Below are 25,929 nucleotides of genomic sequence, written 5' to 3'. Positions count from 1 at the left end.
TACCCTTGCTCGAAAATGGTTACCAATATTTTAGGTAACCATTTATTATTTTCGCCCCATGGCAACTCACTTAAAAAACCTGTCGGATTTCTCGCACACTACTATTCCTTCAGCAAAGGGCTATCGTTTTGGAATTGTAACGGCTCAATGGAATGCTGACGTAACAGGGGCTCTGTACAAAGGGGCGTATGACCTGCTCATTAAACAGGGCGCTAATCCTGAAGATATCCTTTCAGTGCTGGTTCCCGGGAGCTATGAATTAACATCAGGAGCAGACCTGCTTTTAAGCAAGCAGAAGCTCGATGCTGTAATTTGTCTCGGTTGTGTAATTCAGGGAGAAACTCCGCACTTCGATTATATCTGTAATGCTGTAGCAAATGGTATAGCAAATGTTAGCATCAAACATGCTAAACCGGTGATATTCGGAGTACTTACTACATTGAACCAGGAACAGGCAATGGACCGCGCAGGTGGTAAGCATGGAAATAAAGGAGATGAAGCTGCAGCAACGGCAATACTAATGGTAGAATTAGAAAAGAATCTTTGAAACTAATTTCGAAACCTAACGTATTGAATCAGAAATATTAACATTAAAAATCTGTGAAGCGATATCTTAATTTACAGAATAAGTAAGATTGTCAACAGATTGAGAAACTATTTGATGATTTTTTTCATAAACCGTATCTTTAGATAATTTACTGCTTATGAAAAACTTATCTACAAAAACACAATTAATTCTGATGAAAAAGGTTGCTATCGGTCTACTTCTTTTATTTTCAATGGCTACAATATTTGAATCATGTTCAAGTAAGATGTGCCCTGCTTATAATTCATACCCTCGACCAAGAAGAGCATAGTAACCCGTAAAACAGCGGGAAGCGATGGCGAGTGTGAGTTTGGCTGTTTTTTTGATTATCATTATTTATGAACTGGACATTATTAGAAAAAATCGATCAGTTGGATTCGATTAAATCTGCTACGGGCTATAGCTTGATTTTTAAACATAGCACACGTTGCTCGATAAGCCTTATGGCTAAAAGAAAGTTCGAGTTTGAATGGGACGCTCTGCCTGCAGAAACCCCTGTTTATTTTCTGGATCTTTTGAACTATAGAAGTATTTCTAACTCAATTGCTGAAGTATTCAATGTTCATCATGAATCTCCTCAACTGCTTCTTATAAAGGATGGGGAGTGCGTATATGAGGCATCACATAGCGAAATTTCTGCAGAAGATGCAGCAGAACAAATGACTGTTAACTCCTGATTGGAGGAGAGAAACTTCATGAGCTGAAGCTCACAAACGGAGAATATAAGTTTTTGAAGGTTCATGTTGGCCTTTTAGACTTACAACCTAAAATAAAAGCAGTGGGAAGGCTCTCACTGCTTTTATTTTAGGTTGTAAGGTGTTAAGAATAAACAAAAGTTATATTCTTAACAATGTCGGGATGTAGGCTGTAGAAAACGGGACAGGTCTTTGCTGCGTGTTCAAGGATTGCCTTTTCTTTATCGGTGTAGTTAGCCGGAAAATGCAGTTCGGCATGAATCTCACTAACTCTCCTTGGCTCAGCAGCCATCACCTTCGTTATATTACAGCTTGTTCCGTCAATATTTATCCCACGTTCCCTTGCTGCGATAGCCATTATGGTAATCATGCAGCTCCCGAGGGAAGTAGCCAGCAAATCAGTTGGTGAAAAAGCCTCACCCCTTCCTTTATTATCCACAGGAGCATCCGTAATGATCTTATCGCCCGATTGCAAGTGAACGGATTCCGTGCGCAAATCCCCTAGATATGTAATTTTTGATGTAGCCATAGTAAGGTTAAAGGTAAAAGGAAAAGATGAAAGGGAAACAGCTCCTCTATGGATTAAGCGTCAAAATCTTACCACTTCTGCCTCACATCTCATATCTATGCTGTACATTTGTATTATGATTGAATTGCCGGTAATTCCTGCTAATCAGGTACAACAACAACGCAGACCAAGTTGGTTGCGTGTTAAATTACCTGTTGGAAAAGAATATGCACATGTTCGTGGTCTTGTTGACGAACATAAACTCCATACGATTTGCGAGAGTGGTAATTGTCCTAACATGGGAGAATGCTGGGGAGCTGGAACTGCAACCTTCATGATCCTTGGAAATATCTGTACGCGATCGTGCTCATTTTGCGCAGTTGCAACAGGCCGGCCATTAGCTGTGGATCTTGACGAACCGAATCGCGTTGCGAATTCAATCAAATTGATGAATGTAAAGCACGCCGTAATTACCTCTGTAGACCGCGATGATTTAAAGGACGGAGGATCGACTATCTGGGCTGAAACGATAAGAGCGGTGAGAAGAGAGAGTCCGGGCACTACTATGGAAACGCTGATTCCTGATTTCAAAGGAATATGGGATAATCTTTATCGCGTTTGTGAAGAAAGACCAGAAGTTGTTTCACATAATATCGAAACGGTAAAACGACTTACAAGAGAAGTGCGTATCCAGGCAAAGTACGATCGTAGTCTCGAAGTTTTAAAGCGAATTTCTGAATTTGGTTTACGTACTAAATCTGGTATTATGCTGGGCTTGGGCGAAACTGAAGAAGATGTATTAGAAACAATGCAGGACCTGGCGAATGCGGGAGTACATATTCTAACATTAGGGCAATACTTACAGCCTTCTAAAACTCACCATCCTGTGCTTGACTGGATTCACCCGGATCAATTTGCGAAATACAAAGAAGCAGGAATGGATATGGGCTTCCGTTACGTGGAGAGCGGTCCCCTGGTTCGTTCTTCTTACCATGCAGAAAAACATCTTTTCGACTTACCAAGATAAGGGAAAGCATAAATGACATAAAGGCTTTAATCTCACGTGGATTAAGGCCTTTTTTATTCAACATAAACTATTTTTAATCCTGTAATTCTGTCGCTATTTTAAAAAAACGTATCTACTTCTTCCCAAATCCTCAGCTACAAAAATTCTTTTAGTGTTAGCTGCAACTGTTGAATTACTTCTGAAGCTATAACCACCGGCTTTCCAACATCCTCTCCAGCTTTACCATGTAAAAATACGCCTAACAAGGCAGCACTCTCGGAAGCATACCCTTGTGCCAAAAAAGAAGCAATAATTCCGGTCAAGACATCACCCATTCCCCCTGAACCCATAGCTGGTGTTCCGGTAGGATTAAAGATACACTGCCCTGCGGGTGTTATAATAATGGTGTAGCGATTTTTAAGAATGATATAAGATTTCAAACGCTCTGCCTGCAGCATTCCTGTCTCTAATCTTGCCCACCAGGAACTATGATCTCCAAATAATCGGTCGAACTCCTTAATATGAGGCGTTAGAATAGAACCTTCAGGTATCATTGCGAGAAGATCAGGATTTTTTGCCAGTAGATTAAGCGCATCCGCATCAAAGACAATCGGTTTGGTGAAGCTTTTAATCGTTTCCTCAAGGATAGCCTTACTGGCGACAGAGGTTCCTACACCAGGCCCCATAGCAAGCACTGCGTACTTCTCCCAATTAAGCTCTTTAGGTAGTTCTCCATTAACTCTTAGTGCGGCCATTACCTCTGGCAAGCGGGTATTAAGGGCTACTAAGCCTTCAGCCGGAATGCAGGCAGTTGTTAGTCCCGCACCTGTTTTCATTACAGCTTCTGCACAAAGCAAAGCAGCTCCCATCGTCTCGGGAGCTCCAGCAATAACCAAAGCATGGCCGAAAGTCCCTTTATGATCAAAAGATTTTCTTTTTATTATCCTCTCCCGGATGTCTGTTGTCGTCAGGAGCTGAAATTGACTATCCTGTAATTGGATAAATTCTTCGTCAAGCCCAATTTCCACAACTTCAAACCTATCTATATACGGGGCTGATTCTGGAAGAAGGAAATTGATCTTAGGACGTTGAAAGGTTATCGTTAAATCTGATCTTAGGGAGAGATCTTTCTCGGCAAAGGGTCCTTCAGATTTGAAACCAGTTGGAATATCCACAGAGACAACAATACGGTTAAGACTTTTTAGCCAGATCACCAGCTCCCTCCACTCATGCTCAAGAGGCTTGTTCAGGCCCGAACCAAGTAAAGCATCTATTATTACCTCTGCATCTTCAACAGGGAAAGGGTCTGTTTCCTTGATCTCTGTTACTGCAATGGGCAGCGTTTTTATCCTGTCGAAGTTTTCCAGGAAATCTAAGGTTAAACGGGAAGAAAAGCGGATCACTTTTACTGAGAGGTTTAAGTACCCTTCCTGATCCAGGAGCCTTGCTATTGCAAGCCCATCTCCACCATTATTTCCGGTTCCGCAATAAATAGAGATAGTGGTTTCTTTCTGGGGATAATTACGTTGAAATGCAGCAACAAATGCTTGGGCAGCACGTTCCATCAGATCAACAGAGCTTACAGGTTCATTTTGAATAGTATGTTTATCTGTAAGACGAGTTTGCTCTGATGTTAAAAGTTTCAACATAGCTCAGGGTTTGAACCGGTAGTATAAACCTATAATGCTTTTGAACCATTATAGGTTTTAAAAAGATTGTATAAGATTTGAAAAGAAATTACCGGCCCATTTCGATCTTCAGGAATTTCCCGGTATGACTTTCCTTAACCTTGATCAAATTATCGGGTGTACCTTCAAACAAGATCTTTCCGCCTCCGGAACCTCCCTCAGGCCCCAGATCTATTACCCAGTCGGCCACCTTTACCACATCTAAATTATGCTCGATAACCAGGACCGTATTTCCATGATCTACCAATCTGTTAAGCACACCAAGCAAGACATTAATATCTTCGAAATGAAGACCGGTTGTTGGCTCGTCAAGTATATAGAAAGTTTTGCCGGTATCTTTCTTGGAGAGTTCTGTGGCCAGTTTTACCCGCTGGGCTTCCCCTCCGGATAATGTGGTAGATGACTGGCCCAACTTGATATAACCTAAGCCTACATCGTATAAAGTCTTCACCTTTCTGTAGATAGAAGGAATAGGTTCAAAAAAAGTTACCGCATCTTCAATACTCATATCCAACACATCACTGATCGACTTTCCACGATACCTCACTTCCAGCGTTTCCCGGTTATAGCGTTTCCCCTGACATTCTTCGCAGGGCACCTGAACATCCGGCAGGAAGTTCATTTCTATAACCTTCATTCCTGCACCCTGACAGGTTTCACACCTGCCTCCTTTTACATTGAAAGAAAAGCGTCCTGGCTTATATCCCCGGATCTTTGCTTCCGGTAACTGAACAAATAATGCGCGGATATCTGAAAATACGCCTGTATAGGTGGATGGATTAGAACGAGGCGTTCTTCCTATCGGGGTTTGATCTATTTCGATGACCTTATCGATATGCTCTAAACCTTCAATTTTCTTATAGGGGAGAGGTGTTTTCTTTGCCCTGAAGAAATAATGATTTAAGATAGGATAGAGCGTTTCTGTGATTAAGCTCGATTTCCCGCTTCCGGATACCCCCGTTACACATAGAAATTTACCCAGAGGGAACTCTACTGTTACATTCTTAAGGTTATTACCCGTTGCATTTTTAATAATGAGAGAGTGTCCATTACCCTTCCTTCTTTCGGCAGGCACAGCAATCCCTTTTTCTCCACTTAAATATGCGGTAGTAAGCGTTGAAGCTTTCTTCACTTGCTCTGGAGTTCCCTGGGCTACAACTACACCTCCATGTACTCCAGCAGCGGGTCCCATGTCGATCACATGATCTGCTTCCAGGATCATGTCTTTATCATGCTCTACCACTAATACAGAATTTCCAATATCGCGGAGATTCTTTAATGCAGATATCAATTTGGCGTTGTCGCGCTGATGCAATCCAATACTGGGCTCATCAAGAATATACAATACGTTTACTAATTGAGATCCTATCTGGGTAGCTAAACGTATACGTTGAGCTTCTCCCCCGGAAAGCGTTCTTGCAGTCCGGTCAAGCGTAAGATAATTCAATCCTACGTCCAACAGGAACCCAATTCTTGCACGGATCTCTTTAAGGATTTCTTTTGCGATTACGTTTTGTCGTTCACTAAGACGCTCCTCCAAACCATCAAACCATTCAGAAAGCTTTGAAACATCCATACTGGACAACTCAAAGATATTTTTCTGGTCGATCTTAAAATGCAAAGATTCCTTTTTTAGCCTTGCTCCGCTACAAACAGGACAGCTTTTCAGGATACGGTAATTCTCCAGGTCATCGGTCGCTTCTTCGCTTTTACGCTCAGTTTGTTCTTCGAGCATCTTGATGATACCGTCGAAGGTGATCTGGTAATTCTGGACGTTCCATTTATTATACTCTACCGGAACAGTAAGGATCTCTTCCGAACCATTTAGAATAATATTCAGAATTTCTTTAGGCAGCTTTTCAATAGGTGCAGAAAGAGAAAAATCATATTTCTTTCCGAGTGCCTTCAGGATCTGGAACATCCAGGTCTCCCGGTATTCGCCCAAAGGAGCGAGCCCCCCCTGAGTGATACTTAGTTTAGGATTCGGAATTACTGAGTTCTCGTCAATTTCGTATATGTATCCCAGCCCATCACACTTCTCACAAGCACCATAAGGTGAGTTAAATGAGAATGTGTTTGGTTGTGGTTCATCATAGGAGATCCCAGAAACAGGATCCATTAAATAACGACTGAAGAAAAATTCGTTATTTTCCTGGTCGGCAATCTTAATAATACCTTTCGCGGTTTTTAAGGCGATCTGTATAGAGTTTTGAAGTCGCTTACGATCATTTTCCCCAACGATAAGGCGATCGATCACCATTTCGATGTCGTGGATCTTATACCTGTCTACCTGCATCTTAGGAGCAAGGTCGAGGATCTCCCCATCCACACGTACCTTCAGATAACCTTGTTTTCTGATCTGTTCAAACAGCTCACGATAATGACCTTTCCTGCCTTTAACTACCGGAGCAAGGATGTTTACGGCTTTGCCGTCAAATTGCTCCAATATATTATTGATCATCTGATCTTCAGACATCCGCTGCATCTTCTCGCCGGTAACATAAGAATAAGCTTCTGCTGTTCGTGCATAGAGTAAACGCATGAAGTCATAGATCTCCGTAATCGTCCCCACAGTCGAGCGGGGATTTTTCGATGTAGTTTTCTGCTCGATGGCAATTACGGGACTTAAGCCTGATATTTTGTCGACGTCGGGCCGTTCCATCCCTCCCAGAAATTGTCGGGAATAAGCACTGAATGTCTCCATATACCGGCGTTGTCCTTCTGCATAGATAGTATCAAAAGCCAGAGAGGACTTTCCGCTACCACTTAAACCCGTAATAACTACGAGTTTGTTCCTTGGGAATGAAACATCTATGTTCTTTAAATTATGGACCCTTGCACCGTAAACTTCAACTTCGCTTTGCTCTCCTAAGTCTGGGGTTGTTTTACTCATATTAAATGATGAAATAAGGGGCAAAGATCACAAATTGTTTGATGAAAGCCTATCCTTTCAAAGTAAAAAGAGGCCGTACAAGAATCTTCCGGGATGCCTCACTTTCTAAAAAGGACCCGGGCTAATTCTAATACAGCCTCTTTATGGTAAGTGTTTAATTAGCAAGTATGGTAAATGCCGGTGTTGAGTTTAGATCTGTATTGAAACTAAACACATCAGCTTGCTTAGGAGATGCCTCCTGTTTTGAAGCAAGTAAGTTGCGGCTTCTACTCACATAGCCATATTTTGTTGGCTTTTCAATGATCTCCTTTACAGATACTATTTTGTAAAGGTAGGTTGCGGTCTCGCGATTGAGACGCATTTTGTAATAGTTGCGCTGACGTTGACGATACATCTCCCTTCTAAGATTGTTCTCGCCGGTGTTGTAAGCTGCAGCTACTAAGGTCCAGCTACCGAATTCCTGAAATAATTCTTTCAGGTACTTACAGGCAGCAACAGTAGATTTACGGATATTTTTCCGGTCGTCCCTTTCATCATTCACCTTCAGGCCATATGTACGGGCAGTTCCAGGCATAAATTGCCAGTATCCTGCTGCTCCGCGATGTGATACACCGTCAGAAAATCCGCTTTCGACAAGGGGAATGTACTTGAAATCTTCTGGAATACCATGAAGTTTCAGGATGGGTTCAATTACGGGGAACCAACGTGCTGCCTTCTGATGCAGTTTGTTGGTACCAACATTTCGATAATAATGTGCTCGTAGATGCTTGTTTAAACGCCATGCCACCCGGGCGTCATTAACAGGTATTCTTTCATTAGCAAACTCGAGCGTTTTTAGAGATTTTTTTGAAGAAACTTCTTTTTCTTCTTTCTCTTCAGAAGGGACGTCCACTTGTTGTGGAAACGAATCTATGCGTTTTCGGGATGCGCCATTGATGACGTATTTAAACATCACCGTGACTAAAAAAATCGCCGAACACGCAATCAAATGTTTCTTAATCATGCGTTCCGTTCTTTAAGTTAAACAAAGAAAGTTTTACAAAGGTAAACAATATATACTTAATAATCAAACACTTACACTTTACTGTTCTATTTACAGTCTTATTTACAGCCAATTACGTTTCAATTTTTAACTAAAAAACCTTTAAATAAACCAAAACAGATTCCCGCTTTGCCACGTTAAATTCCTATCTTTGCACCCCATTTTAAAGAGGTTACCAACGTATCATGTCATACAAAAACAACAGGAACAGTCGTGAAGACAAGTCCTTAAAACACAAACGTTTTGAAGGAGGTTCCAAAAACGAACAACCGGACAGTTTCAACAGCGAAAAGAAGAAATTGTTTGGCGAAGGTCAGGACAAGCCTTTCAGAAGCCGTCCAAGCTCATCTGATTCCGGTAAAAGATCAGGCGACAAAAGCTTTGAAAAACGCGAAGGTCGTCGCAGTGAAGGCGGAGAAGGGAAAAGCCGTTCGGGCGGCAGTTCATTCGGAAAAAAACGTTTTGAAGGAGGGAGATCTTCTGAGGGTGGTTTCGAAAAGAAATCTTTCGGAGATAAAAAATTTGGCGACAAGAAATTCGGTGATAAGAAATTTGGCGACAAAAAGTTTGGAGATAAGAAGTTCGGAGACAGGGATAAGAAATTTGGCGATACTGAACGGAAATTTGGAGACAGAGATAAGAAGTTTGGAGATAGCGAAAGGAAATTCGGAGACAGGGATAAGAAGTTTGGAGATAGAAAACCTTTCGAAGAAAGAAAATCAGGAGAGAAGAGACCTCGTAGTACAGGCGAAAGAAAGTCTTTCGATCGCAATGAAGGCAGGGAGTGGACACACGAGGAGCGTTTAGCACCAACCACCCGTGCACGTCAGAACGGACCTTCCTCTAAGGAACCTGACCTAATAAGATTAAATCGTTATATTGCTAATGCAGGCATTTGTTCAAGAAGAAAAGCAGATGAATTGATTGAAGCCGGGGTGGTTTCAGTAAACGGTGAAGTAGTTTCGGAACTTGGTTTCAAAGTTAATCCCGCAAAAGATGTGATCCGTTATAACGGAGAAACCCTTAAACGCGAGAAGATGGTCTACGTTCTTTTGAATAAGCCAAAAGACTATATTACCACCACAGACGACCCTCAGGAACGCCGTACAGTAATGCAATTAGTAGATAAAGCTTCCCGTGAAAGGATCTATCCGGTAGGAAGATTAGACCGTAATACTACGGGTTTATTACTGATGACTAACGATGGTGACCTGGCAGAAAAGTTATCTCATCCAAGAAATAACATCACCAAGATCTACCATGTAGAGCTTAGCAAGAGCCTGTCCCAAGGCGATTTTAACAAGATAGAGTTCGGACTTGAACTGGAAGATGGTTTAATCAAGCCAGATAACGTAAGTTATGTTCAGGGAGCGAGTAAGCGTGAAATAGGTATCCAGATCCATAGTGGCAAGAACCGTATTGTAAGAAGAATATTCGAGCATTTAGGATACGAGGTGGTAAAGCTGGACCGTGTTGTTTATGCTAATCTTACCAAAAAAGACCTCCCTCGTGGCCGATGGAGATATCTTGACGAGAAAGAGATCGTACAATTGAAGCACTTCATAAAATAAGAATTTAGCTCCGGTTCCCCGGAGCTTTTTTTTGCTCCATATTTCTTAACCAGACTGGTTTTTCAGCCCTACATCTTCCCTCACAAGCGGAGCTATTGAAAATTTATTAGAAGGAATGTTTACCTTGCAAAACAAATTATCTGTTATGAAATTTATTGCACACACTCTTTTCCTAACATTTCTATCTATGACACTCATTAAATCAGAGGCTCAGACGTTAAATCTCCTGATCGGAACCTATACAAAAGGGACCAAAAGTGAAGGGATCTATGTTTACGAGTTTGACGGTAAGACCGGAAAAGCGACTTATAAAAATAAAGCTGCAGGACTGACTAACCCCTCCTATCTCGCTGTAACGAAGGACGGAAAGCGAGTTTATGCTGTTTGCGAAGCTGAACCAGGAAAGGGAGCTGTGGCTGCACTTTCTTTTGATAAGAAGAGTGGAAATTTAAATCTGCTTAATACTAAGCCTTCTATCGGCAACGGCCCCTGCTATGTATCTACCGATAAAGATAACAAGCACGTTTTCCTTGCTAATTATGGTGGAGGAAGCGCAACGGCTATTGGAGTTAATAAGGATGGTTCTCTTAACGATAAAAGCCAGTTCATCCAATACAAGGGCAGTAGTGCTAATAAAGATCGTCAGGAAGCTCCGCACGTCCATTCAACCGTTATATCTCCCGACAATAAATTCCTAATGGTCAGCGACCTTGGAACCGACAAAATAAATATCTTCGAAATAAGCAAGGAAGAGGAAAACCCATTAAAAGAGCTGACTGCTGTAAATACTCAGCCTGGTAGTGGACCTCGCCATTTCGACTTCCATCCTAATGGTAAGTTTGGCTACTCCATACAGGAGCTTAGCGGAAATATAAGTGCTTATGCATACACTTCAGGGAAACTTGCCCTTATCCAGGACGTCTCAGGTTTGCCAGAAAACTATAATGGAAAAATCTGGGCTGCAGATATTCATGTTTCTCCTGATGGAAAGTTTCTTTATGCGTCCTACCGTGACGACATCAATGACCTGGCAATTTTTAATATAGACAGCAAAACAGGAAAACTCACCCTGGCTGGAAGACAATCGACTATGGGAAGAGCCCCACGGAATTTTGTAATAAGTCCCGATGGCGAATTCGTTTTGGCAGCGAACCAGCTAAGCGACTCTGTAGTGATATTTAAAAGAGATAAGGAAACCGGCTTATTGAAAGATACAGGAGAACGAATAACTGTCGCAACTCCTGTATGCCTGAAATTCGTCAACAATTAAGCTATACCAAATTAGCTTCAAGAACCTCCCTGTAGTATTCTTCATATATAGGGAGGATCTTACTTAGCTCAAAATTCTTCGCGTGGGCTAATGCATTTTCCTTAAACTGACTTAACCTTTCCCTGTCTTCCAATATATATATTGCATTTTTTGCCATCTCTTCCACATCGCCCACATCGCTTAAAAAACCTGTTACACCATTAACATTCAACTCCGGCAATCCTCCGGTATTTGATGAAATAACGGGAACTTTACAGGCCATTGCTTCGAGAGCAGCAAGACCAAAGCTTTCTGAATGAGAAGGCATCAGGAAAAGATCAGCAACCGAAAGGATTTCTTCTATAGCCTCCTGTTTGCCAAGGAACCTTACATCATTACCGATCTCCAATTCGCGACTAAGCTGTTCACAGTTCGATCGATCAGGACCGTCTCCCACCATCAGCAATTTAGAAGGCAATACATCATTAACCTTTTTAAAGACCTTCACTACGTCGGTAGCCCTTTTTACCTTTCTGAAATTAGAAGTATGTACTAAGATCACTTCATCATTCGGAGCTATTGCCTTTTTGAAATGGTCTTTCTTCTTCAGGCTGAAACGGTTAAGATCAATGAAGTTGGGAATAACCTTTATCTGCTTATGGATATCGAAATGTTCGTACGTTGCCTTTCTTAAATCATCAGATACCGCTGTAACTCCGTCAGATTGATTAATTGAAAAGGTAACTACCGGCTTGAAAGTTACATCCTTTCCAATAAGCGTTATATCTGTACCATGCAAAGTAGTTACAACGGGAATATGAATGCCGTAAGTAGCCAGGATCTGCTTAGCCATGAAGGCTGCCGAAGCGTGTGGAATTGCATAGTGAACATGCAGGATATCTAACTTTTCAAATCTTACTACGTCAACTAGCTTACTGGCAAGTACAGCTTCGTAGGGGGAATGATCAAACAAAGGATAGTTCGAAACAGAAACCTCATGATAATAAAGATTTTCAGAGAAGAAATCAAGCCTGGCAGGCTGACTGTAGGTAATAAAATGAACCTGATGACCATTACCGGCAAGTGCCTTACCTAATTCGGTAGCAACAACGCCACTACCCCCAAAGGTAGGGTAGCAAACAATTCCAATCTTCATATACAAATTAAAAGAGAAATTATGAAGAGATTGTTTCCCGCCCGTCAATTCTTTGGTGTGTAAGAGCAATTAACCTCTAAGTACCCGCTTTTCTTATCGCTTCGTAGATTGCGTCCTGTATTCTTGGCCGTATCTTAAGAGTAGACAATTTATCAGTCACCTGCGGATTAACCCGGTTAGACAAGAAGATGTAGATGAGATTATATTTAGGATCTACCCATACACAGGTACCTGTATAGCCTGTATGACCAAAAGTTTGAGGAGAGGCAAGTTTTGAGGGATAGGTACCCGTCTCCGGATCCCATCTGTCGAATCCAAGTCCCCGCCTGCTTGTTGAAGACTGCCTTGAGGTAAACAAGGATATTGTAGAGGGATTAAAATAAGTTACTCCTCCATAACTTCCTCCATTTAGTATCATCTGGAATAGAATAGCCAGATCATTAGCACTGGCGAAAAGTCCTGCATGGCCCGCAACTCCTCCTGCCATCGCAGCTCCCTGATCGTGAACATAACCCTCCAGTAGAGTTTTGCGAAAAACGAGATCCTCTTCCGTAGGAATAATCCTGTTTTTGGGAAAACGCAGTCTTGGATTAAATCCAGCAGTGTGCATACCCAGAGGTTTATAAAATTCATTTTCAACGTACTTGCTCAATGGCTGCGCAGCCTGCCTCTCAATCGCCTCTTTCAGGAAATACATACTCAAATCGCTATACTCGTATTTCCCTCTCCCAGAAACAGAACTCCGCAACATTTGTGGAAGCATTACATCCTCGTAATAGTTCTTCCTTAAATAATACCGGTCTGCAACCTTCACAGAATAGAGGGCAGATGAATCGCGACTGAAATCTACGGATTTAAGATTTCTATAGAAAGGAATAAAAGGAGTAAGACCTCCCTCATGAAGCATTAATTCCTTCAAGGTGAGATCGTTCTTCGTGGTAGAACGGGCAAGAGGAAGATAGGTTCCCAAACCTTGGTTCAGATCGATCTTTCCCTGTTCACATAACCTCATAGCGGCGATAGTAGTAGCAGATATCTTAGTTACTGATGCAAGATCGAAGATATCATCTACCTTGTCCTTTTCTCTGCTAGTATAGGTATGGGAGCCATAAGCCTTATTTAAAATAACTTTTCCGTCTTTAACCACCAGGACCACTGCACCCGGAGTAGCTTTTGCTGTTAACGCCTCCTCCATTATTTTATCAACGGGTCGCTCCAGATCATCAGTCCTTATCCCTAGTTCCTCTGGTACAGTATATTTCAGGCGGATTGCTTTGGTCTCGAAACCATCTCCTTCCTGGAAAACCGGAGAAACTGTAATGGGTAATTTCGCCTTCGATTCAACACCTCCAAAAACCAGCTGAGCAGTATAGCTTGCTGAAACGGTTGATTTTTCAGCTGTCCAGATAACAGGAACGTTTAAATTATCCAAATACTTCAACGCCATAGCTTCTCCAAAAACCACTATCAGCACAGATTTACTTTTGCTTAGATCCGCAATGAAGTTGAGAACATTCGTATCACTAACCGTTGAATCTGTTAGCTGGATGATAACAGTCTGATAGAGTTTCAGATCAGTATTTAGCTTGTCTAATGAGTGATCTCCGGCATAGCTGCCCGAGGAAAACGAATCCGTTTTCACATATCGCTTTGAAAGGCTATCAAAACATGAAGCATGGGTAAAACCTACATTTACAATGGCAATCCTATTGGAGGCGAGATCTTTTAGGGGCACAAGCCCTACACCATTCCTTAGTAAGACGGTGGTCGTCTCAACCTTCTTTGTCTCATTCAGCCAGGACTGGTTATCCTTAGGCGGAACTTCTGCCGAAAGAAAGATATACAAAGCGATAAAGATCAAAGGAATTGAAATGGAATATAGCAAAGAGCGTTTTCTCATTGGCCTGGTTGAAGCAAGTAATTATTAACGAAAATAATAAGGGCTAATGATATATCACTAATTAAAATTAAGGGATGATGGTGATCTTAAGTATAACCAGAAAGACAAATTGAATTATGAGAACGCCGGGATTACTGCTCAACCGGGTTGGTGTCAAAAGAAATAAGAAGATGTATCTTCTACTAATGATAGGATTAATTGAACAAAGGTTTTTGCTTTACAAGCTCATGAACCTCTTGTGGTTCAAGCTGGAGTAGTAGAGAGCCTAAAAGAACCGCATTCTTATCGCCAGACCTGAAGCCTAGAATAATAGCCTTACGAATATGGTTATAATCAAGCTTACCCTCATTGTGGTAACAAGCAATGGTATCTAAAAAAGTATTTGATGGCTTCTTTGCCATTTTATGCAAAATTTCCCGGACCTGATCTCTTACTTCCACCTGATGCATAAATGTTGCAGATTTTAAAGGGAAGTATAGATTGCCAACGATAAAACAACCATTAAAAGGAGCAGGTACATAAAAGCATCAAACTTTCTATTTTCTGCGTAAGAAAACTTCGATTTATGGTAAGGATTCTCTGCCGGAGTGTACGTTTTTAAAATCATAAAGACTGGGATTTAATATGCTAATACTTAAGCAAAGTTTAGTCCAGAATACTGTAACTCAGGCAGGTTCAGGCTACTTAAGCGCAATAATTAAGTAAGAAAAATTAAAATTAACTTTTGGTTTAAGAAGAGGTGTAAGAAAATCAGCACACTGAACAAAAAAGAGGTCGGACTGTATAGCTTTTTTACATCTGTACTAAATACACTATGGGTTCTGTTTTTCAGAGTGTTAGAACTCTCACTATGCAGTCTTTTTCGACAACTCGCCCTTTATTGCCCGCTCCAGTTCCTCCGGATTTTGAGTGCCTATTATGTATTCCAAACCATCCCTGTCAGTTAAATAAATAGCTTCCTTTCCACTGGCATAAAAGCGGACCTTACCATTTTGATGAAGGTTGTACACCGGATTATTGATGATAAAAGAATTATATTTCCTTCTTTCAACTTTGGCAATACTATTCAAGTCTATCTTAACCAACTTGGTGGTCCATAAGCCGTCCAGGATAAGACTTCCGTTCTTAACAGTGGTGCGGTAATGAACCATAAAAAGCATGATAATGGAAACAATAAAAATTCCTGCTCCTACCAGTAGGAATAAATCGCCGTTCCTTTCCCTTCCTTCCGTAATGTAATAAGCTGCAATACAAAAAAGAATCATCACAGCACGAATGCTGATGCGATTAAAATCCCGACCCAGGTATTGTTTTTCTTCAAAAACAGGCTTGCTGCTCATGCTCTTAGATTTGCTTGAATATACTAATTTTTTTTGTTTGGGGACCTACTTTATACCGCTCATCTGTCCGGTAACCAATAACCCATAAAATGTCACCATTTCCGTTCACTAAGAGAGGTATCTTCCCCTTCTGCGTAAGAGGGACTTTCATCTCCCGTAAATAGTCGCTCAATTTTTTCTTGCCTTTCATTCCGAAAGGATAGAAATAATCCCCTTCTTCCCATAGACGCAGCTTTAAGGGGTATTGTAACAAATTTTCGTCAAAAAAAGCTTTCTCCCTGCTTCTTTCAATACTTAAATTTTCACTACCAACGGTTTCACTCGTGTATTGCCGGCCGAGGTACTCCAGTTGCCTGCGATCACAATGCCAAATTACTTCCTCTGACTCCTTACACAATCTCTCCTCCAGAATCAGCTTGTTGCGGTCCAGAACAATAAGATGACTTGTGGATTCGTATACTTTTCCGGGTTCTCCTCTCCAGGTACCTACCAGATCCGCCAGCACTGCTTCTGAAAAATTAAAAGGCTTAAAGAGCTCAAACAATAACAGTTCCAGGGGCTGCAGCTCTTTCAGTTTCTGAAGTTCAATTTCAATTAGTCCCTCCGGAAGTTTTTTAAAAAGACCATTTCTAAGTCCACTTACCTGGATGTTCAAAAATTCCTCAAGCTGTCCGAATCGTCTACTGTTCTTTTCGAACGTCTCGTCGAGGGCCGGATTCAACTCCTTCAGCTTGGGAATGACCTCAAGCCTTATTTTATTTCTGGCATATTTGGCGGACAGGTTTGAACTATCCTCCCTGTACACGATCGTTTCTGATCCTACTATCTCATCAACCTCTTCGCGTTTTAAGAACAGCATTGGGCGAATAAGATTGTTTCTTTTTACCTTTATGCCATGCATTCCGGCAATCCCCGTTCCCCGAGTTAGATTAAGTAAAATAGTTTCTGTCACGTCACTTGCATGATGTGCCAATGCAATAGCCTCAAAGTCGTTTTCCTCCCGTATCTTTTCCAACCAGTGATAACGAAGGTCCCGGGCGGCCATTTGAATAGACACCTTTCTATCGGTAGCATACTTTTGGGTATCGAACCTTACTGAAAAGAAACTTACGCCCATTTCAAGGGCAAGCTCTCTCACAAAAACCTCATCACCTTCTGATTCACTGCCACGAAGACCAAAGTTACAATGCGCTATACCAAAGGACAAAGATGCTGCGTTAAACAGCTTTACCATAAGTACCGAGTCGCGACCGCCACTTACAGCCAGTAAAACTTTCTTGTCTGTATTATAGAGTTGCTGCTGTTGAATAAATGTTAAAAAGCGCTCGGTTGGCAACATAGGTCAAAAGTATCATTTTATTGTTTAAAGACTTATAATAGCCGGTGGTACTATTTATCTTTTTAAAAGACTAATTTTGCATCGTGAGAAAATTTTGTTTTCTAATACTGTGTATCCTTACTGCAATTAACAGCTTCGCTCAGAAGGGGAAGCAGGTGCAACTTACTTCTTCAGAATCCTTCAAGGGTTTTACCAAGCAGGGTGTAATGCGGATCATCAGACCGATCTTTTCCCAGGAAGGCTCAACCCTTACAGCTGATAGTGCAGATTTCAATCAGAATGCTAATACGTTTGATGCTTTTGGAAATGTTGTTATAACCCAGCCGAATGGTACGACTATTTATTCTGACCTGTTAAACTATAACGGAACAACGCGGCAGGCAATACTTACCAATAACGTGCGCCTTAACGACCGTGGAACGCTGTTGACAACAAATTTCCTAACGTATAACCTTGGCACAAGAATCGGGACTTACGTTAATGGAGGAAGAATTGATAACCAGGGAGACATACTTACCAGTAAAAATGGTTATTATTTTGCCACCACACAGGATGCCTATTTCCGTTATGATGTTGTAGTAAATACTGCTGATGCTATTATTAAAACTGATACGCTAAAATATAATACAGCAAACCGCATAGCTTACTTCTACGGTCCAACTAACATCAAGGGGAAAAAGGATCAAACTAATTTATATACAGAAAACGGAAACTACAACACACTTACTGGACAGGCGTATTTTGGAAAGAAAAATCTTTATACAGATGGAAGTAAGACCCTAAAAGGCGACAGTTTATATTATGATCGCAGAATAGGTAATGGACGAGCAATCGGACGTGTAACTTTTATAGATACCGTACAGAAAAGTACCCTTAGAGGTGATATTGGGGTTTACAATCAGCGGGACGAGAGCGCTTTTGTTACGGGTCATGCCTATGTGATCCTGGAAACCAAGCAAGATTCGAATAAGGTTGATTCGATCTATATGACGGCAGATACCTTAAGGACAAAACTGATCCTGGTTAAAGATCTGCGACCAGCAAATGAGGAGGAATTAAAGTCAAACGAAGAAGTTGCACAAGAAGAAGAACAGCCTGCAGAAGGAACTGCTCAGGAAGGCACTGCTACCCCTGACAATGCATCAACTGAAACAAAAACTGCCGCTCCACCTGTAACTGCTAAAGAACAAGATCAGGAACAGGAGGCCCCTGCAGAACAACCAAAAGAAGAAGAAAAAAAGAGGCCGGCAAAGAAGAAGCGAGGGCTGCTTGGCCTATTCAACAAAAAACAAGCAGTACCACAAGACTCTGTTACGACAACTGCTAAAGCAGCACCCCCGGCAGACAGAAAAAATACAGCTAAGACTGTTGGCAGGGATTCTGTAAGCATTGATTCTACAACCTTAGCTAAGACTGCTAAAAACCCGGCTTTAGATACGGCACGCACCCGCATTGTCATGGCCTACCATAAAGTAAAGATCTTCAAATCAGACCTTCAAACCAAATCTGATTCAGCCTTCTATAGCTACGCCGATTCCATAATCCGTTGTTATAAAAGTCCGATGATCTGGACCCAAGGCTCTCAGCTTTCTGCAGATACTATCTTCCTGAAATTGAAAGATCAGAAGCTTGACAACATGCTTCTTCAGCATAATGGCTTTATTGCCAGTACTCAGTTAGACTCAAGTAAATTCAATCAGGTTAAAGGAAAAGTGTTAACCGGCATATTTAAAGACAATAAACTCTATCAGATGTATGTGGACGGTAATGCTGAAAGCATTTATTACACGGTAGAAGACAGCGCTTATTCGGGAATGAACAGGACCTTGAGTAGCCGGATGCGAATACAATTTGCAAACAACAAGGTTCAGGAAGTGTTGGTGATCCGAAAACCCGAAGGGAAGTACCACCCTATTGAAAAGATCAATAAAGACGATGAGATTTTGAAAGGCTTTGTTTGGAAACCGAACGAGCGACCGAAATCAAAGGAAGAAATCCTGGGGATAAAAAGAACAGCAGCGGTTAAAAGAAAAGCTCCGGCAGCTAAACCTACCGCTACTTCACCCAAAAAGAAAAAGGGGTAGGACTTTTCAGTCTTACCCCTTCTCTTTGTTTACACCTGAATATTTATCCTACCCTACTCCCCTTTAGTTCGTTTTGTTTCCTATATATTTTTATAGCCCCAAATAATGCAGCTGCTATAATCAGGTACGGAACCCCGTCATCCAGGGGCATATCAATATTACTATCCCCATTACAGAAGGGATACATATCCGCATAATCCTCCGGATCCATTTCGCCACTTTCTACAGCTTCCTGAGCTGCAGCGCAATCTGCCTCTCCTGCAAAACAAGGCTTATAAAGAGCAAATAAGAGGCATATTATACCTGTAAGAAAAAGTCTTTTTATCATGATTGCGATCAGTCTAGTTTTTAATGAATTTTAACCTTGCTATAACCTCATTTCCTTCTCCCATCAGATCAAGGATGTAAACACCTGATCTAAGATCTGCTACATTCAGCTGCAGAGCTCCGTTGTTAGACACCTGCTTCTGTTTCAATATCTTGCCCTCGGGACTGATAATGCTCCAGGTTTTAACAGAGTGAGGATTATCCAGGGCGACATTAAGAATGTGAGTGGCTGGATTTGGAAAAAGTGAGACTTTAGCGACGTTCTTTAGACTATAGTTAATATAAGCAAGGGAAGTATAAGCTATTTCATTATTATCGTTCCGCAAACTGAGTCTGTAGTAATTAATACCATCCGCCGGAGCTTGATCAGTAAGATTATATTGTTTCTTTACAGAAGAATTCCCTGAAGCAGTAATACGGCCTAATTCTGTAAAATCAACTCCGTTAAACGACTTCTCGATTAAGAATTCCTTCGACCTGCTTTCAGATAGAGTGGTCCAGTTAAGTTTCACTTCGTTGTTCTGTTTCCTGGCTATAAAGCTTCCCGCTTCGAGTGGAAGAACAGAAGGTGGATTAACGATAAGTTTTAACCTTGTAGTTCCATAGCTTGCAGCAACCGACTTATCAATAGTAAAAGGATAGCTGGCGTTAGAAGATGTGATTTCGATAGTTTTATTCAGGTAGCTGTCTACTAATACCAGTTGAGCATTACCAATAGCTGAAAGATCTGTAAAGTTCAACTTAACATCCTCGGTATTTTCAGCATTTATGTTCAGGGGAATAATAGTGGTACTGGTAGCCGTAGGCAGAGCGTTAATTACTAATCTTACATTATCTGAAGAAAGCGTGCTGAATGTAACTGTGCTCGAACCAAAGACAGTTGCATCCTCATTAAGCACTGCTTTTGAATCAAAGTTCGGATTGAAGAGCACTACAGATTCCTCCGTATTCGTTTTTCCTTCCAGGTTCATTCTTAAGATCTTCGTGGATGAAATTGCCTTTACTGTTGGCTTTTCTACGCCAGCTATCGATATTGATACATCACTTTGGCGGGTAGAGAGAAGTTTAGCCGGAGTTTCTGTACTGGTTAATATTACTTTATCGCCCTCTTTGAACTTTACATAGGATCCAGGGCCTGTAGCTTTTGCATAGAAAGCTAATCCAGGCTGGATATAGCGAAGGGTGCCACCAGTGTAAGGCGAGCTGTTAGCGTTTGCTGTAATGTAAACATCAGAGTTGTTAGGCTTCATGTATGTTGCAAATCCGCCCGTCGGCTTGGCTACAACCAATTGTGTACCCACACCAACTTTCTCCACAGCTTCCCAGTCGATCACGGCCTGGTAAGGGTTTCCAATCAGGTTAAAACCGTCCCGGGCCGCTTCTCCATTATTTGTAAAGGTGAAATCAACCTTAACATCACCCTGGTTTACCGGTCCTTCCAGCTTGACTGCCGTATTTTCAGGATCCATAAATGGGGCATTAAGCTTATGAGAGCTCGTCGCTGTTTCTCTCGTGTACCCATTTCTGTTACCACGGAAATAGATAAAAACGCCGTTTCCAGGAAGTAAAGGATCCTTAATATTCCCCACATCCACAAACTGAGACTGCGTTACCTTAGCGGGTTCATAGTACCGGGTAAGGGTTGCAGCGTTCGGCCTTAAACCACCTCCCGGATCGAAGCCATTACTTTCACCACCCGGCCCGGTAATGATCATCGATTTCTGTAATTGCTCGTAGGTACTTAAGGTGCTTTGCATTCCATTAACAGGAGAAGAGAAAGATCTCGGCCCCCGCATCTCATATCCACCACCCGTGAAAAATATCTCTGCATTTACATCACCAGAAATTGAAGTACCATTAAGCAATGGCGCAACAGCAGCGGTTGTTGTAGCACTTGCTTTTAGATTTAAATAACCATTTGAACTCAGGGAATTTGAAGATACCGTTACAAGGGAATAAACATCCAGTCCTCCTCCCAGTAGTATGACATTTCCTGCTGTATTATTTACTTCTAAGGTTCCAACTTGTCCATTGATCGTATTTCCATAGTAATATTGGTTAGACAACTCTCCCTTGAAGGCCAGGGCTGAACTATTATTTTCATTGTAAAGGAGGGAACCGTTATTATAGAAATTACATTTTACATTTAACTGCTTACCATTTAAAGAAAGACTAGCACCCGAAGCAATGGTAATTCCGTAAGCCGAAAGACTAGCTGTTAAAACTGGATAGTTAGTAAGCCCGCCCGGAATCAGTAATGTTACTTTCCCTGTGTTGGCTGGCAATAAATTACTTTCCCCACTTGTAGTGCAGGTCCAGTTACCGGCGTTAGTCGGATCCGTACTTACGCTACCCGTCCAGGTATAGGTCAGTGCCCCGGCTAAAGTCTCCGCTTTCTTGTAGATAACCTCCAAAGTACCATTGCTGGTATAAGCCGCGGGATTAGAATTGATCGTAGTGGTTGCAGAGGTCCAGTCAGAACCAGGAGTGGCAGGAACTCCACTATAGGTGGCATCTGTAAAGGCTTGCGTGTGACTTAGGTCGGCAGCCTCTGTACCGAAATAAACATAAAGGATTTTCGGAGTAGAGGTCAGAGCCGGAATTTTAACTTCCACATCAATAGTCCCGCTAGTAGAATTGTAACTCTTGATCTTATAGTTAAGCTGCGAAGTAGGGGACGTAGGATCGATAATAGCGATATCAGGGTTAGCTATAGAGCCAATAACTCCTGAACACCTATCTGCAAGTATTAAATTATTGTCCTGGACCCGGAGCAAGGCAGGAAAATTGCTTAAGCCAGAGCTTAAATTTAACAGGTTGTTATTTAGGGTAACAGACTTTTTAAAAGCATAACCAGAACTGAAGTCATAGTAGTCAGTAACATTTATGATGAAGTCCTTTACTATTGTTGTAGCCCCTTCCTTAGCTTCAACCTTTATCGTATGAGTACTTGTAGTTTCGTAATCAAGATTCTCCGAGGCCAGACTTACAACACCTGTACTTGCATTGATTTTAAATCTTCCACCTGCGTTATCACTTAATGAATAAATCACAGTAGCATTAAACTCATGCTCGGCAAAGGCAGTAATTGGAACAATAGTCCCGATAGTAGCACCTTCTGAAATCTCATTTGCAGCAGCATTAACATCCTCGATTGTTGAAATCGTTTCAACAACATTAGTGACAGCAATTGTAAAGCTCTGACTTGAAGTATAGTACCCATCTGAAGCCTGCACAGTAATTGTATGTGACTGTGCTTTCTCGAAATTGAGTAAAGTTTTATTAGCGACAGATACGACGCCAGTAGAAGAATTAATAGTAAATCTCCCTCCAGCATTGTCTGTTAAGGAGTAAGTAACAGGATTTTGCTCAGGATCTGAAGCTGAAACGGTCAGTCCCACCAACGTACCGATTTCCGAATTTTCAGGAACTTCATTAGTTAGAGAACTTATATCAGTGGGGCTAGTCGGTGCAGTATTTACAAACTCTAAAGAACCGTAGGTTTTTATAAAGGTATCACCTCCGTTTAAACCAGTTCCCTGATTTGATGGATAACGCTGATTGTTATATTCAGTAGCGATCCAATCAGGGGATTTAGCAACAGAGGAAACGCGGAATTCGTCAATTGAACCATGGAAATAAAAACGGAGTCCTTGCCACTCATTTAAAGCACCTGCCCCGATATACAAGTACGAACCAACTTCCCCAGTATTAGTTGTAGAACGAGAACGGTAAAGCTGCCCATTTAAATAAGTTCGTAGCGCTGTTCCATCTACGACTGTTTGGAGATAATACCAGTCTGTTGTATTAATAGTGGTATAAGACGGATCAACACCGCGAGTGTCAATACTCGAACCCTGATTAAATTCAGACTCTGGCTTATCATCCGTAAAAATCCCCATCTTATAACCACGACCACTATTATCTTTGTCCTGATTAGAACAGATCTTTTGATCAGCAGAATTTCCAGATCGCTTTACCCAGGCCGATATCGTAAAGTTAGTGGTAGAAGGCATTGTGTTGACCGTTTTTATTACCTGACTACTTCCATCGAACGAGTAAGCACTACCAATAATACCGGTCGTCATATTATTTGCCGAACTTGTCATAGTAGCATTATTCAAGCCCTTACCATCAATAATCCCCCCCGCATTAGTTGTAAAAGCGTTTTCATTGAAGTGGAAGACCGCCTTGTAATCAGAACCCCAGGTATCAGTTGGAGTGTGAGAAGTTGGATTACTCGATCCGAAGTACATATAGACCTCATTATTCACCGACTTCTTCAAGCTTGGAATTTTAACCCAAACCTTTAAAACGCCATTTACTGCGTCATAACTTTCTATTTGATAGCTCAACTCGCCTGCAGAACTTTGAGTGCCCGAAGCTTCTTTGAATGCTATATCATTAGCAGTGGCTGATTTAATTTTATCACTTAAGCTTCCGGTATGCTTCAAATCCGTATCATGGATTTCCAACAAGACTGGGAAGTTTAAAAGTTCCCCTGTACCACTTACATAACTGGCAGCATTCAGGGTAAGCTTTTTCCGGTACAGATAATTACTGTAGCTACTTCCAGTCGAAGCTTCCAGTACATCGGTTAGAGCAATAGTAAACGTTGAGGTTTTCCAATCAGAACCACTTGTTGCTTTTACAATAATCGTATGAGAGGGGTTCGCTTCGTAGTTTAAAAGGTTTCCATTCGCTACTGTTATCACACCCGTGCTACTGTTGATAGCGAAGCGCCCGCCTGCGTCGTCGGTTAAACTGTAGGTAACCGCTGTGCCTTCATTCTCAGAGAAAGCTGTTATTCCCACCGTAGTTCCATTAGACGAGTTTTCAGCTACCTGGTCGGCAGCGGAATTAATATCCACCGGGTTGACAAAAGGCTCAGGCTCATTGATCACATTTATAGTAAATGTACTCGATGAAGTGGTATAGGTATCAGAAGCGAGAACGGTGATGGTATGACTAGGATTGATTTCATAATTAATCAAACCTGCATTAGCAACTGTAACTTCGCCTGTACTAGAATTAATGGTAAAGCGCCCGCCAGCGTCATCGGTAAGATAATAAGAAATACTGCCTGCGGTATTGGAGGACGAAGAAGCCTTGAGTCCCACCGAAGTTCCGTTAGTGGTAATCTCAGAAATCAAATTAGCCGCACTGTTCGCGTCGGTAGGGACAGAAGGAGGAGTACTTAAGACTTCCAGGTGATCAATGGAAACAAAAGATTGACCACTGATTCCTGCTTGATTATTATATTCTGTTTTGATCCAATCTGCTGACTTAGCGACTTCAGAAATCCTCACTTCATCCATTATCCCCTTGAAATAACGAAGATCGGTCCCCTCAGAAGGGCTACCGGAACCTAGATATAACAGAGACCCGTTGCGACCATCACTTCCCGCATCCTTTGATCTTTCCAGCACTCCATTTACATAAGTTCTAATGTAAGCGTTCGAACCATTACCTTCCCCTACCGTTTGTACAAAATACCAACCGTCCTGCACAAGGCTAGTTCCTCCTCCTGTCTCTTTCGTCCCACTTCCATAAGTACCCCACCAAAATTCAGACTGGACCCTTGGAACATCACTGTTGTTATTTTTGTAAATACCCATTTGGAAGCCGGTGTGAGATCCCACCGCAGGAGTATAATTCGACATTATCTTCTGGTCAATACTTGAAGCTAACAGATCCGAAGGCTTTATCCATGCAGACATAGTAAATGTCTGATTTGAAGTAGAAACCACAGAACTCGCAGTAACAATATTTTGGCTCCCCGTAAACTTATACCCCTTTCCAATTTTCCCTTCTTCCAAGGTAGCTGTGTTACTACTCAGTGTGGCGTTATTTGAGCCTATTCCATTAGTGATAGCCCCGCTATTAGTTGATACGGAACTTTCATTAAAATGAAAAACCGCCTTATAATCAGAGGTCCAGGTATCTTTAGCCGAAGGATGGGCAGGAGGAGTATTTGAACCGAAATAGAAATAGACCGTGTTATTACTTGCCTTTTTTAAAACTGGTATTTTAACCCAGACTTTTAAGGTACCGGTAGCAGCATCGTAACTTTCCAACTGGTAGTTATACTCAGTAGCAGAGGTCTGGGTAACTGTAGCATCAGTAAAAGCAATATCATTAGCACTTGCTGACCTAAGCTTGTCAGATATAGATCCTGTTCTAATCAGATCATTATCCGTGATAGATAATAAAACCACAAAGTTGCTTAAGTCTGCATTTCCACTGACGTAAGTTGTCGTATTAAGCGTAAGCTTTTTACGATAAGAATAATTGCCGTAATACTGAGCTATTGAAAGCAAAGGCATAAAAATACCGGCAAAAATTAGGATAAGGCGAGTTTTTAAGTTCATTTTCCTGCCTAATTGCGAATTAAAAGGTTAATAAAATTCCTTTAGGGCCTCATCAAAACCCTAAAAAATTAATAAAATAAATACTGCTACTTTTCCCCTATTCTAAATGATTATGAGTAACCAGCGAGAACTGGTACTATTTAAAATAAAAATAGCTGAGTGTCGTGGCGTAAA

The 25,929-nt window shown here is 41.5% G+C and carries 17 protein-coding genes; 6 read left to right on the top strand and 11 right to left on the bottom strand.

Annotation, left to right across the window (positions count from 1 at the left end):
• Positions 1–58 precede the first annotated feature (58 nt).
• Positions 59–547: a 6,7-dimethyl-8-ribityllumazine synthase gene (gene ribH / locus J4N24_RS19765; RefSeq protein ID WP_207535462.1), complete on the top strand. Its 489-nt coding sequence runs from the start codon at positions 59–61 to the stop codon at positions 545–547.
• Between the two features lie 377 nt (positions 548–924).
• Entirely contained in the window at positions 925–1,263 is a 339-nt protein-coding gene (ytxJ, locus tag J4N24_RS19760) for a bacillithiol system redox-active protein YtxJ (protein ID WP_207535461.1), read from the top strand.
• 142 nt (positions 1,264–1,405) lie between these two features.
• Here the strand turns inward: ytxJ and J4N24_RS19755 are convergent, their stop codons facing one another.
• Positions 1,406–1,810 carry an OsmC family protein gene (locus J4N24_RS19755; protein WP_207535460.1) on the bottom strand — a complete coding sequence of 135 codons (405 nt, stop codon included), beginning with the start codon at positions 1,808–1,810 and terminating at the stop codon, positions 1,406–1,408.
• 115 nt (positions 1,811–1,925) lie between these two features.
• Here J4N24_RS19755 and lipA point away from each other — a divergent pair, with 115 nt between their 5' ends.
• Positions 1,926–2,816 carry a lipoyl synthase gene (gene lipA / locus J4N24_RS19750; RefSeq protein ID WP_207535559.1) on the top strand — a complete coding sequence of 297 codons (891 nt, stop codon included), beginning with the start codon at positions 1,926–1,928 and terminating at the stop codon, positions 2,814–2,816.
• A gap of 134 nt (positions 2,817–2,950) precedes the next feature.
• Here lipA and J4N24_RS19745 read toward each other — a convergent pair whose 3' ends face one another.
• The 3 genes from J4N24_RS19745 to J4N24_RS19735 form a co-directional block, all read right to left on the bottom strand.
• Entirely contained in the window at positions 2,951–4,444 is a 1,494-nt protein-coding gene (locus J4N24_RS19745) for an NAD(P)H-hydrate dehydratase (RefSeq protein ID WP_207535459.1), read from the bottom strand.
• An 88-nt stretch (positions 4,445–4,532) separates the two neighbouring features.
• Complete coding sequence (gene uvrA, locus J4N24_RS19740) at positions 4,533–7,376, bottom strand: excinuclease ABC subunit UvrA (RefSeq protein WP_207535458.1); 2,844 nt, start codon at positions 7,374–7,376, stop codon at positions 4,533–4,535.
• 154 nt (positions 7,377–7,530) lie between these two features.
• Entirely contained in the window at positions 7,531–8,328 is a 798-nt protein-coding gene (locus J4N24_RS19735; RefSeq protein ID WP_242691744.1) for a lytic transglycosylase domain-containing protein, read from the bottom strand.
• Positions 8,329–8,603: 275 nt separating this feature from the next.
• Between J4N24_RS19735 and J4N24_RS19730 the strand changes: the two genes are divergently transcribed.
• Both J4N24_RS19730 and J4N24_RS19725 read left to right on the top strand, forming a co-directional pair.
• A complete protein-coding gene (locus J4N24_RS19730; protein ID WP_207535456.1) occupies positions 8,604–9,989 on the top strand; it encodes a pseudouridine synthase in 1,386 nt (461 codons plus the stop codon).
• A gap of 187 nt (positions 9,990–10,176) precedes the next feature.
• A complete protein-coding gene (locus J4N24_RS19725; RefSeq protein WP_242691743.1) occupies positions 10,177–11,259 on the top strand; it encodes a lactonase family protein in 1,083 nt (360 codons plus the stop codon).
• Between the two features lies 1 nt (position 11,260).
• Here the strand turns inward: J4N24_RS19725 and bshA are convergent, their stop codons facing one another.
• From bshA to tilS, 5 genes are all read right to left on the bottom strand, one after another.
• Positions 11,261–12,394, bottom strand: a complete 1,134-nt coding sequence (bshA, locus tag J4N24_RS19720) for an N-acetyl-alpha-D-glucosaminyl L-malate synthase BshA (protein WP_207535454.1) — start codon at positions 12,392–12,394, stop codon at positions 11,261–11,263.
• Between the two features lie 76 nt (positions 12,395–12,470).
• Positions 12,471–14,294 carry a serine hydrolase domain-containing protein gene (locus J4N24_RS19715; protein WP_207535453.1) on the bottom strand — a complete coding sequence of 608 codons (1,824 nt, stop codon included), beginning with the start codon at positions 14,292–14,294 and terminating at the stop codon, positions 12,471–12,473.
• A 194-nt stretch (positions 14,295–14,488) separates the two neighbouring features.
• Entirely contained in the window at positions 14,489–14,695 is a 207-nt protein-coding gene (locus J4N24_RS19710) for a hypothetical protein (RefSeq protein WP_207535452.1), read from the bottom strand.
• A 447-nt stretch (positions 14,696–15,142) separates the two neighbouring features.
• Positions 15,143–15,634 (bottom strand): hypothetical protein, encoded by a 492-nt coding sequence (locus tag J4N24_RS19705; protein WP_207535451.1) that lies wholly within the window; start codon positions 15,632–15,634, stop codon positions 15,143–15,145.
• Between the two features lie 4 nt (positions 15,635–15,638).
• Positions 15,639–16,973, bottom strand: a complete 1,335-nt coding sequence (tilS, locus tag J4N24_RS19700; protein ID WP_207535450.1) for a tRNA lysidine(34) synthetase TilS — start codon at positions 16,971–16,973, stop codon at positions 15,639–15,641.
• A gap of 83 nt (positions 16,974–17,056) precedes the next feature.
• On the opposite strand from tilS, the gene J4N24_RS19695 reads away from it, so the two are divergent.
• On the top strand, positions 17,057–19,057 hold the full coding sequence (locus J4N24_RS19695) for an OstA-like protein (RefSeq protein ID WP_207535449.1): 2,001 nt from the start codon (positions 17,057–17,059) through the stop codon (positions 19,055–19,057).
• Between the two features lie 43 nt (positions 19,058–19,100).
• On the opposite strand, the gene J4N24_RS19690 is transcribed toward J4N24_RS19695, so the two are convergent.
• Both J4N24_RS19690 and J4N24_RS19685 read right to left on the bottom strand, forming a co-directional pair.
• Entirely contained in the window at positions 19,101–19,385 is a 285-nt protein-coding gene (locus tag J4N24_RS19690) for a hypothetical protein (RefSeq protein ID WP_207535448.1), read from the bottom strand.
• Positions 19,386–19,398: 13 nt separating this feature from the next.
• Entirely contained in the window at positions 19,399–25,755 is a 6,357-nt protein-coding gene (locus tag J4N24_RS19685; RefSeq protein WP_207535447.1) for a DUF2341 domain-containing protein, read from the bottom strand.
• Positions 25,756–25,929: the final 174 nt, after the last annotated feature.

The sequence above is a fragment of the Desertivirga arenae genome, assembly GCF_017355785.1.
Lineage (GTDB): Bacteria > Bacteroidota > Bacteroidia > Sphingobacteriales > Sphingobacteriaceae > Desertivirga > Desertivirga arenae.
Note: the sequence above shows the minus strand (reverse complement) of the source record. Positions and strands in the feature narration are given on the sequence as shown.